Raw genomic sequence first — 8,427 nt, 5'->3', positions numbered from 1 at the left:
GGGCGGTGGCGGGCCGGGCTGTGGTCGGGTGGGCGCGCCGCCACTTGTTGTGGGGGGCCCCCCGGTAAACCCCCCTGGCGTTACTGGGGGGGCCACTACAGTCACCGCGCTCCGTTACATGCCCGCAACACGCCGTTGCCTAAACTGACACCAGCGGCCATGAACCGAATGCAGGATGCTTCGTCCATACTCGGACCAGTATTCACCTGACAGGGCCCATGGCTCTGAAAAGCCCGCGCAGCGCCCCGGCGCCACCGCAAGCCATCTGTACCAAGAGGAGTCAGCTGTATGAGCGATACATTCTCCACCCGTAGCCAACTGGAGGTTGGCGGCCAGCAGTACACCTACTGCAGCCTTCCCAAGCTCGGCCAGAAGTTCGACATCTCCCACCTTCCCTACTCGATGAAGATCCTGCTGGAGAACCTGCTCCGGCACGAGGACGGCGGCCAGACCGTCGGCCCGGACCACATCGAGGCCGTTGCCCGCTGGAACCCCAAGGCCGAGCCGGACACGGAAATCGCCTTCATGCCGGCGCGCGTGGTGCTGCAGGATTTCACCGGCGTGCCCTGCGTGGTCGACCTGGCCGCCATGCGCGACGCCGTCACCAAGCTCGGTGGCAAGGCCGAGCAGATCAATCCGCTGATTCCCTCCGAACTGGTCATCGACCATTCCGTGCAGGTCGACGTGTTCGGGCGCCCTGACGCGCTGGACCTCAACGGCAAGATTGAGTTCCAGCGCAACCAGGAGCGCTACAGCTTCCTGCGCTGGGGCCAGAAGGCCTTCGAGAACTTCAAGGTGGTGCCGCCAAACACCGGCATCGTCCACCAGGTGAACCTGGAAAACCTCGCCCGCGTGGTGATGGAGCGGCAGATCGACGGTGCCAACTGGGCCTTCCCGGACACCGTGTTCGGTACGGACTCGCATACCACCATGATCAACGGCATCGGCGTGCTCGGCTGGGGCGTGGGTGGCATCGAGGCCGAGGCCGCGATGCTGGGCCAGCCTTCGTCGATGCTCATCCCGCAGGTGGTCGGCTTCAAGCTCACCGGCAAGCTGCCCGAAGGCACCACCGCCACCGATCTGGTACTGACCGTCACCCAGATGCTGCGCAAGCTTGGCGTGGTCGGCAAGTTCGTCGAGTTCTATGGCGAGGGCCTGCAGCACCTGCCGTTGGCCGACCGCGCCACCATCGCCAACATGGCCCCGGAATACGGCGCCACCTGCGGCATCTTCCCGATCGATGCCGAGTCACTGAACTACCTGCGCCTGTCCGGCCGCAGCGATGCGCAGATCAACTTGGTGGAAGCCTACGCAAAGGCCCAAGGCCTGTGGCACGACGCCAACAGCCCGCATGCGCAGTACAGCGCCACGCTGGAACTGGATATGGCCGAGGTCAAGCCTTCAATGGCCGGCCCCAAGCGCCCGCAGGACCGCGTGCTGCTGGAAGACGTGCACAGCAACTTCACCGAAGCGTTGAAGGGACTGACCAGCCACCGCGAGCAGCGCAATGGCGACGTCGCCGACTTCATCAACGAAGGCGGCGGTGCCGCGGTTGGCAACGAGCAGCTAGCCAAGGGCCATGCCGACATCGTGATCAACGAACAAGCCATGCGCCTGAAGGATGGTGCGGTGGTCATTGCTGCCATCACTTCGTGCACCAACACCTCCAACCCGGCGGTAATGCTGGGCGCCGGCCTGCTCGCGCGCAACGCGGCACGCCTGGGGCTCAAGGCCAAGCCGTGGGTCAAGACCTCGCTTGGACCGGGCTCGCGCGTGGTCACCGACTATCTGGAGAAAGCCGGCGTCCTGCCGGACCTGGAGAAGCTCGGCTTCTTCGTGGTCGGCTACGGTTGCACCACCTGCATCGGCAACTCCGGCCCGCTACCTACCGAAGTCAGCGCCGGCATTGCCGCCGGTGACCTCGTGGTGGCCTCGGTGCTGTCGGGCAACCGCAACTTCGAAGGCCGCGTGCATCCGGAAGTGAAGGCCAACTACCTGGCCTCGCCGCCGTTGGTGGTCGCATATGCCATCGCCGGCACGGTCCGCATCGACCTGAGCAAGGAGCCGCTGGGCAAGGGCAGCGATGGCCAGGACGTCTACCTGCGCGACATCTGGCCGAGCAACAAGGAAATCGGCGACACCATCGCCGCCACCGTCGGCCCGGAGATGTTCAAGCAGAACTACGCTGATGTGTTCAAGGGCGACACCCGCTGGGCGCAGATCGAATCGCCGGAAGGCCAGGCCTACGAATGGAATGGCGATTCGACCTATATCAAGAACCCGCCCTACTTCGACGGCATGACCATGCAGGTCGGCAGCATCAGCGACGTCCATGGCGCACGGGTGATGGGCTTGTTTGGTGACTCCATCACCACCGACCACATTTCCCCGGCCGGCAACATCAAGAAAGATTCGCCGGCAGGCCGCTTCCTGCAGTCGCGTGGCGTGCAGCCGGCCGACTTCAACAGTTACGGCAGCCGCCGCGGCAATGATGATGTGATGGTGCGCGGCACCTTCGCCAACATCCGCATCAAGAACCTTATGTTCGGCGGTGAAGAAGGCGGCAACACGCTGTACTACGCCCCGGGCAGCAGCACCGGCGAGAAGCTGGCGATCTACGACGCGGCGATGAAGTACAAGGCCGATGGCGTGCCGCTGGTGGTGCTGGCAGGCAAGGAGTACGGCACCGGCTCCTCGCGCGACTGGGCGGCCAAGGGCACCAACCTGCTGGGCGTCAAGGCGGTGATCGCCGAGAGCTTCGAGCGCATCCACCGCTCCAACCTGGTCGGCATGGGCGTGCTGCCGTTGCAGTTCCATGACGGCGAGAACGCGCAGACCTTGGGTCTGGATGGCTCGGAGGTGTTTGATGTGACCGGATTGGACGATGGCAAGGCCAAGACCGCAACGGTTACTGCTACCAGGGCCGATGGCAGCAGGAAGAGCTTCACCGCCAAGGTGCTGCTGCTGACGCCGAAGGAAGTCGAGTACTTCCGTAATGGTGGCTTGCTGCAGTATGTGTTGCGGCAGCTGGCGGCGAAGAAGGTTGCTTGATCTGCTGCGTTGAATGTTGCGTTGGAAGAACGCCCCTGTTGGGGCGTTCTTTTTTGTTGCATTTTTGCGGCGAGAAGCAAGAGCCCCCCTCCCCAGCCCTCCCCTTGGCTGCGCCAAAGGGAGGGGGCAAGAGCAGCCCCGCTTGTCTCCCTCCCTTTGGCGCAGCCAAGGGGAGGGTTGGGGAGGGGTGCTGTTGCGCTCCAAAGCTCCAAAGCCTTCAACCGGCTACCAAGCCAGCAGCTCAGCCTTCCCCACCCACCGGCGCCCAATCCGCGCTATACACCTGCCACTCCCCATCCTGCTCGCGCCACCCAGTGACCACTTCCTGCATCTGCCCACGCTCGGGCAGCAGCCCCTGGTTGCCGCCGGTCAGCAGCACAGTGAAGCGCACCGTCGCAGTACCACCCTCGCCCATCTCCACCCGCAACGGCCCGGTCTGCACCCCCACCTTGGCGTTGAGCAACAACTGCCCACGCAGCAGACGCTCCATCCCGGCGCGGTCCAGCCCTTCGTTGCCCACGAAGTCTTCAGACACACCCTCCATGAAGCCACCCGGCTTGCCTTCCTCTACATTTTTTTGCATTGCAGCAAAACTTTCGCGCAGCCGCTGTTCCGGTGGTTCGCGGCCGCAAGCGGCCAGCAAAAGCATGATCACCGCACAAAGCATGCAGTTGAAGACTGATCGCATCATCTATCCCTTCGCCTTTTCAATTCGGAACGGTATGCTGGCAACAATAACGCCGGTGCCCGATGATCGGGCCTGACCACTAGATCATTCCATTTCCTGGAGGGGAAGATGACGCAAGAACGTCCTTGGCTGCAGAGCTACCCGGCTGGTGTGCCGGCTGAAATCGACGTCAACGAATTCCACTCCGTCGCCGATGTCTTCAATGCCTCGGTCACCAAGTTCCGTGATCGCCCGGCCTACTCCAACTTCGGCAAGGTCCTGACCTATGGCGAAGCGGACGTTCTGGTCACCCAGTTCGCCGCCTACCTGCTGGGCGAGCTGCAGCTGAAGAAGGGCGATCGCGTTGCGATCATGATGCCCAACTGCCTGCAGTACCCGATCGCCATCTTCGGCATCCTGCGCGCCGGCCTGACCGTGGTGAACGTCAACCCGCTGTATACCGCACGCGAACTCAAGCACCAGCTGGTCGATGCCGGCGTCTCCGTGCTGCTGGTGGTCGACAACTTCGGCGAGACCGTGCAACAGGTCATCGCCGATACGCCGGTCAAGCAGGTCATCACCACCGGTCTGGGTGACATGCTTGGCTTCCCCAAGGGCGCCATCGTCAACTTCGTGCTGAAGTACGTGAAGAAGATGGTGTCGGATTACGACCTGCCCAAGGCCATTCGCTTCAAGGATGCGTTGAAGCTGGGCAAGCGCCACAGCATGCCGGTGGTCGAGGTGGACCACGAAGACATCGCCTTCCTGCAGTACACCGGTGGCACCACCGGCGTGGCCAAGGGCGCGATGCTGACCCACCGCAACCTGATCGCCAACATGCAGCAGGCCTCGGCGTGGATCAGCGCATCGGGCGTGAAGCCGGGCGAGGAAGTCATCATCACCGCGCTGCCGCTGTACCACATCTTCGCGTTGACGGCGAACGGCCTGGTCTTCATGAAGCTCGGCGGCCTGAACTACCTGATCACCAACCCGCGTGACATGAAGGGCTTCGTCAAGGAACTGAAGAACAACCGTTTCACCGCCATCACCGGCGTCAATACCTTGTTCAACGGCCTGCTCAATACCGAAGGCTTCGATCAGGTCGACTTCTCCAACCTCAAGGTTGCGCTCGGCGGCGGCATGGCCGTGCAGCGCGCCGTGGCTGACAAGTGGAAGAAGGTTACCGGCGTCACCTTAGTTGAGGCCTACGGCCTGACCGAGACCTCACCGGCAGCCTGTATCAACCCGCTGGATCTGAAGGAATACAACGGTGCCATCGGCCTGCCGATCCCCTCCACCGAAGCCTGCGTCAAGAACGACGACGGCCAGATGGTGGCATTGGGCGAAGTGGGCGAGCTGTGCATCCGCGGGCCGCAGGTGATGAAGGGCTACTGGCATCGCCAGGACGAGACCGACAAGGTCATGGATTCCGACGGTTGGCTGCATACCGGCGACATGGCGCGCATGGACGAGAACGGCTTCTTCTATATCGTCGACCGCAAGAAGGACATGATCCTGGTGTCCGGCTTCAACGTCTACCCGAACGAAATCGAAGACGTGCTGGCGATGATGCCGGGCATCCTGGAAGTGGCTGCCGTGGGTGCGCCCAACGAGAAGTCGGGTGAAGTGGTGAAGGTGGTCATCGTCAAGAAGGACCCCAACCTCACCGAGGAGCAGGTGAAGGAATTCGCCCGCGCCAACCTGACCGGCTACAAGCACCCGCGCATCGTCGAGTTCCGCAAGGAACTGCCCAAGACCAACGTCGGCAAGATCCTGCGCCGCGAACTGCGTGACGCCAAGCCGGAAGCTTGATGTTTCAAGCGTGATCGCTGAAAGCCTCCCCGGAAACGGGGAGGCTTTTTTTGTGGTTGTAATCTGATTGGAAGCGGTGCGTGATCGCCTCGTACAGCATGATGGCTGACCGCGCCAGACCGACCACCGCGCTTTAAAGCCGCATACCCTCGCGTGATTCGTCATCCGCATTGCCGGCCACGGGCACCGGCACGATTGCGGTGGCGCGCTCATCGGATCCAACAAGCGTCAGCGACATGGCCGCGATAGCAGTGACCGTGCCGCCAGCTTCACCGCGGGAAACGAGGTGACCGGTAGTGCGCGGCTGATCGGCCGTCTGCTCCTGGGCCAGCTCCACCACGGTTCCGCGCACGGTCACGCGGTCACCGGTGCGAAGTCGAGAGCCCATGCGCATGGTGAACTCAGCCTCGGCCGGCATGTTGATCGAGGTGTCATAGCCCTGATCCAGCACGAACACCCCATCGGAAGTGACCGGGTCGCCATCGCCCTCGTCCTGCAGAAACCAACCGATGGTGGGTGTGCCACGATCGCCTTCGCCCAGGGTTTCCCTGAGCTCCTGGCCGATGTCGTCGCTGTCACCCATCAGGTTGCGCACCACGATGCCTTCGATCAGTACCTCACTGCCAAGCAGCGGGCTGCTCGCCCCCTGCCCTTGCACCTGCCCGATCAGCTTGCGCGCGGGATCCATTGGCTCTACATGGAATTGGCTGCCAGGCAGCGGAAAGCCGCAACTGGTCGTAGCCAACGCCATACCGAGAATCGTGGGTTTGATCACTGCTGTCTTCCAACGCATGACGTCCCTGCACCCTGCTTTGTTGTAGGAGCGGCGTCAGCCGCGAAACTCGTAGATTGCCAGATCCCAGAAATTCCCGGACCAGACGCGTCCCCGGCTTCGCGGCTGACGCCGCTCCTACAAACACCAGCCGGCCAGCCATCCGGAGAACTGCTAGCGCTTGTGGGAGCGGTGTGAACCGCGAAGCTCGTAGATTCTCAGATTACAAAATGCCTGATACAGACGCTTCCCCGGCTTCGCGGCTGACGCCGCTCCTACAGACACCAGCCGGCCCGCTATCCGGCGAACTGATACCGCTTGTGGGAGCGGTGTGAACCGCGAAGCTCGTAGACTGGTCAGGTTGCGGATTCCTGGGCCGCGAAGCATCCCCTGCTTCGCGGCTGACGCCGCTCCCACAACAGACCGTGCTGTCAGGGCTGTGCGGTTTGCAGCCGGTAGCTGGTCTGGCTGCGGTACTCGACGCCGTTCAATGTGGTGCGCACTTCCACCGCATGCTCGCCCTCGCTGAGCTTGGTCGGCAACGCAGCACGCCACAAATGGTTGGACGGCACGGCTTCGGGCGAACGGTCGTAGCCACGCAACTCACTGGCCAGATCGTCGGCGATGTTCTCCACCAGCAAGCGCGGGTCGGCCTGCTTGACCTGCTTCATCGGCTGCCATTCGCCGCCATCGACACGGAATTCCACCGGCAGGCCTTCATAGCCCATGAAGACATTGGCGTAGATGCCCCAGGCCGGATACGCACCCTGCCGCAATACCTTCGGTGCATGCAAGGCGATCTGCTGGTCCGCCGGCGCACGCGCAACCCGGTACTCGACGCTGTACTGGCCTTGCGGCCGCACATTGAGCAAACCGTAGCCATTCGGCGTGCCATCGGCCATGGTGGTATCGGGAATGCCCTGCGCATCCTTGATCCCTGACCAGAACGCACCGCAGGCAGCGCCTACGTTGTACTCGTGCAGCGGCTTGCCACCATTCCAACCCTGTGCAGCGCCCCAGAACACCTGGCTCTGGTTGTGGGTGTGCCCACTGACGATCAACGGATGCGGCACCTGCTCCAACAGCTTGAACAACCGTGCCCGATCTTCGGCGCGGTAGACGTGGTCGAACAGCGGGATATGGAAGCCCAGCACCACCAGTTTGTCCTTTGGGATGGTCGGCAGGTAGGCCTCCAGGAAGGCGAACTGGTCCTCACGCAGACCACCGACATACGCCGGCTTCTGCCCGGGTTGGGCGATGATGTCGTCCATACCGATGAACACCATCGACGCATCTTCCCAGGCGTAGGTGTCCGGGCCGAGTTGGCGATGGAAGCTGGCCAGCGAATCGGCGTCGCTGCTCGCACCCAGGTCCATGTCGTGGTTGCCGGGGACGTGCAGCCATGGCACACCCAGCGAAGTAACCGCCTTGGTCAGCGCCGGATAGAGGCTGGGATCGTCATTGGTGATATCGCCCAGAGTCATGCCCATGCGTGCCTGATGCTTGCCGCGCAGCGGCTCGATGATGTCGCGCTCGAAGTAGCTGACGTCCAGCGCAGTGCTGGTCTGGCTGTCGGCCAGCAGCAGGGCCTGGAAGCTGCTGGGTGCGTTCTTTTCCGGTTTCAGAGCGAACGGGCGGCATTGGCTATCGCCCTCGCCTGCCTGTGGCCGCCAGATATCAGGCAGACCATCCGCGCGCTTGGCGGCGCTATAGCCGGCCGGTTTGATGATGAGGATGTTGGGCTGGCTGGAGGGCGGCAGCTGGTAGCGACCATCCTGGCCGGTGCTGACGATGTGCTCGCCATCGGATACCCGGATGCCCGCCAGCGGCTTCTCACCCGCGTCCTGGCGGCCATTGCCGTTGCTGTCGAGGAATACTGCGCCTTCCAGGCAGGAGGCACTGGCGGCGAATGGCGCGCAGGCCAGCAAAAGAGCGGGCAACAGAAGTGGGCGCATGGAGGTCTCGGCAACAATGGGCAGGCTGCCATTATCGCCCCGGGATGCTGCAAAGGCATTGCGGGAGGTGGCGAGCGGCGCCACCGATACCTGTAGAGCCGAGCCATGCTCGGCTAGGCATTACCGGTGGGATTTAGGTTTGCCGGTAAAGCCCCTGCCGAGCATGGCAC

At 63.0% G+C, this 8,427-nt stretch carries 5 protein-coding genes; 2 read left to right on the top strand and 3 right to left on the bottom strand.

Features of this window, described 5'->3' with window-relative positions; translation table 11 throughout:
• The first annotated feature begins 288 nt into the window (after positions 1-288).
• Entirely contained in the window at positions 289-3,051 is a 2,763-nt protein-coding gene (gene acnA, locus AC1VWL_RS18620) for an aconitate hydratase AcnA (RefSeq protein ID WP_482987671.1), read from the top strand.
• Between the two features lie 241 nt (positions 3,052-3,292).
• Here acnA and AC1VWL_RS18615 read toward each other — a convergent pair whose 3' ends face one another.
• Complete coding sequence (locus AC1VWL_RS18615) at positions 3,293-3,634, bottom strand: hypothetical protein (protein WP_282272884.1); 342 nt, start codon at positions 3,632-3,634, stop codon at positions 3,293-3,295.
• 213 nt (positions 3,635-3,847) lie between these two features.
• On the opposite strand from AC1VWL_RS18615, the gene AC1VWL_RS18610 reads away from it, so the two are divergent.
• Positions 3,848-5,530, top strand: a complete 1,683-nt coding sequence (locus AC1VWL_RS18610; RefSeq protein ID WP_482987670.1) for a long-chain fatty acid--CoA ligase — start codon at positions 3,848-3,850, stop codon at positions 5,528-5,530.
• Between the two features lie 133 nt (positions 5,531-5,663).
• On the opposite strand, the gene AC1VWL_RS18605 is transcribed toward AC1VWL_RS18610, so the two are convergent.
• Positions 5,664-6,323 carry a single stranded DNA-binding domain-containing protein gene (locus AC1VWL_RS18605; RefSeq protein ID WP_482987669.1) on the bottom strand — a complete coding sequence of 220 codons (660 nt, stop codon included), beginning with the start codon at positions 6,321-6,323 and terminating at the stop codon, positions 5,664-5,666.
• A gap of 410 nt (positions 6,324-6,733) precedes the next feature.
• The gene (locus AC1VWL_RS18600) at positions 6,734-8,257 is read right to left on the bottom strand and encodes a calcineurin-like phosphoesterase C-terminal domain-containing protein (protein ID WP_482987668.1); all 1,524 of its coding nucleotides are present in this window, start codon (positions 8,255-8,257) and stop codon (positions 6,734-6,736) included.
• Between the last annotated feature and the right edge of the window lie 170 nt (positions 8,258-8,427).

This window comes from Stenotrophomonas sp. STEN063 (assembly GCF_056854515.1).
This window is presented reverse-complemented; position numbering and strand designations above follow the sequence as displayed.